The following is a 2,265-nucleotide window of genomic DNA, read 5'->3' as shown; positions in this document are numbered from 1 at the left end:
GGCTTCTCCCCTACCCGCCCCTTCCCGTAACCGGGGCTCCGCCCCGGACCCCGCCCCTCAAAAGCCGGAGGGGCTGAAAGACGCCCGGTCCGGCTGGACGTGACCCGGGAGGGGCTGAACACGACCCTCGGAGGGGCTAAAGAGGCCCCCGGATCAAGCCCAGGACCTCGTCCCGTACCGCTGACATCGTCTTCTCGTCCCCCGCCTCCACGTTCAGGCGCAGCAGCGGTTCCGTGTTCGAAGCTCGGAGGTTGAACCACCAGTCGGGGGCCGTCACCGTGAGGCCGTCCAGGTCGTCGAAGGTGATGTCCTCGCGGGTGCCGTACGCCTTCTTGACCTTGGTCAGGCTGGCGGTCTGGTCGGCGACGGTGGAGTTGATCTCGCCGGAGCCGGTGTAGCGGTCGTACTCCGCGACCAGCTCGGAGAGCGGCTTCTGCTGGCCGCCGAGTGCGGCGAGTACGTGGAGGGCGGCGAGCATGCCCGTATCGGCGTTCCAGAAGTCGCGGAAGTAGTAGTGCGCCGAGTGCTCGCCGCCGAAGATCGCGCCGTGCTCGGCCATCTCCGCCTTGATGAACGAGTGGCCTACTCGGGTGCGGACCGGGGTGCCGCCGTTCTCGCGGACCACCTCGGGGACGGACGAGGAGGTGATCAGGTTGTGGATGACGATGCCCCGGCCGCCGTTGCGGGCCAGCTCGCGGGCGGCCACGAGGGCCGTGATCGCGGACGGTGACACGCCCGCGCCTCGCTCGTCGACCACGAAGCAGCGGTCCGCGTCACCGTCGAAGGCGAGGCCCAGGTCGGCGCCCTCGGCGATCACGCGGGCCTGGAGGTCGACGATGTTCTTGGGGTCGAGGGGGTTGGCCTCGTGGTGGGGGAAGGTGCCGTCGAGCTCGAAGTACATCGGTACGAGGTCGAGCGGGAGGCCCTCGAAGACCGTGGGGACCGTGTGGCCGCCCATGCCGTTGCCCGCGTCCACCACGACCTTCAGGGGGCGGATCGCGGTCAGGTCGACCAGGCCGAGGAGGTGGGACGCGTAGTCGGTGAGGGTGTCGCGTTCCGTGATCGTGCCGGGGATCGGGGCGGTGGCCGGCCTCGGGCCGCCTTCCGACCACTGCTCGACCAGGGCGCGGATCTCGGCCAGGCCGGTGTCCTGGCCGACCGGGGCCGCGCCCGCCCGGCACATCTTGATGCCGTTGTACTGCGCCGGGTTGTGCGAGGCCGTGAACATCGCCCCGGGGAGGTCCAGCGCCCCCGACGCGTAGTAGAGCTGGTCCGTCGAGCAGAGGCCGATGAGCGTGACGTCCGCGCCCCGGGCCGCCGCGCCGCGCGCGAAGGCGGCGGAAAGACCCGGTGAGGTGGGCCGCATGTCGTGGCCGACCACGATCGCGTCGGCGGCCGTGACCTGGACGAACGCGGATCCGAAGAGTTCGGCCAGCGACTCGTCCCACTGGTCGGGCACCACTCCGCGCACGTCGTACGCCTTCACGAGCTGCGACAGATCAGCAACCACGGCCGGTCCTCCTGGGGTCTTTACGGACCGCCCAAACTACCCGGCCGGGTAGAGCCTCGGGAGACGGACTCAGGAGTCCGGGGAGCGCAGCACCCTCAGGTGGCCCCGGCGGGCCACCTCCACCGGGTCGGCCGAGCGCCGGCCCCGGCCGCCTCCGCCGTCCGGGCCCCGGTCGTTCGGACGTGCCGCCTCGCGGACCGCGTTGGCCAGTGCTTCGAGGTCGTCGCCGCTCGGGTGCGCCGGTGCGGAGCCGTCGGAGAGCCGCACCACTTCCCAGCCCCGGGGCGCGGTGAGCCGCTCACTGTGCTCGGCACACAGGTCATAGCAGTGGGGCTCGGCGTAGGTGGCGAGCGGGCCGAGGACCGCAGTCGAATCGGCATAGACGTACGTCAGTGTCGCGACGGCAGGGCGGCCGCACGCGGTGCGCGAACAGCGACGTACAGGGCTCACGATGTTGGACGGTACCGCACTCTTGAGCGGGCCGCGACGACTCCCCCTCGGGTCACCCCACCGTGTCGCCCTGTGACCTGCGGCACAACGAGGCTTTCGGCGGCTACCCTGACCTGCGCCGCGGCAAGGGCCTCGTGATCGTCGGCCGGTCGCGCCGGTCGCGGCCGGGGTGGATCGCGGTGTCAGGAGCAGGGTCAATGATCGGATGACGGGCCTGAAACGGGCTCAACCTTGGCCGAAATGTTCAACTGTGGACATCCGGAAGCGGGATGCCCGCCTCCCCTCCGGGGGCCGCCGCCCGCCCG

2 protein-coding genes are annotated in these 2,265 nt (G+C 71.2%); both read right to left on the bottom strand.

All coding sequences use genetic code 11. The features are described from left to right. Nucleotides 1–136 precede the first annotated feature (136 nt). Nucleotides 137–1,510, bottom strand: a complete 1,374-nt coding sequence (locus D3105_RS33475; RefSeq protein ID WP_118906562.1) for a phosphomannomutase/phosphoglucomutase — start codon at nt 1,508–1,510, stop codon at nt 137–139. A 69-nt stretch (nt 1,511–1,579) separates the two neighbouring features. After that, nucleotides 1,580–1,960, bottom strand: a complete 381-nt coding sequence (locus tag D3105_RS33470) for a DUF3499 domain-containing protein (RefSeq protein ID WP_206273055.1) — start codon at nt 1,958–1,960, stop codon at nt 1,580–1,582. Nucleotides 1,961–2,265 lie beyond the last annotated feature (305 nt).

The organism is Streptomyces globisporus (assembly GCF_003501885.1).
GTDB classification, from domain to species: Bacteria; Actinomycetota; Actinomycetes; order Streptomycetales; family Streptomycetaceae; genus Streptomyces; species Streptomyces globisporus_D.
The sequence above is the reverse complement of the archived record's forward strand: the minus strand, read 5'-3'. Positions and strand labels throughout refer to the sequence as shown.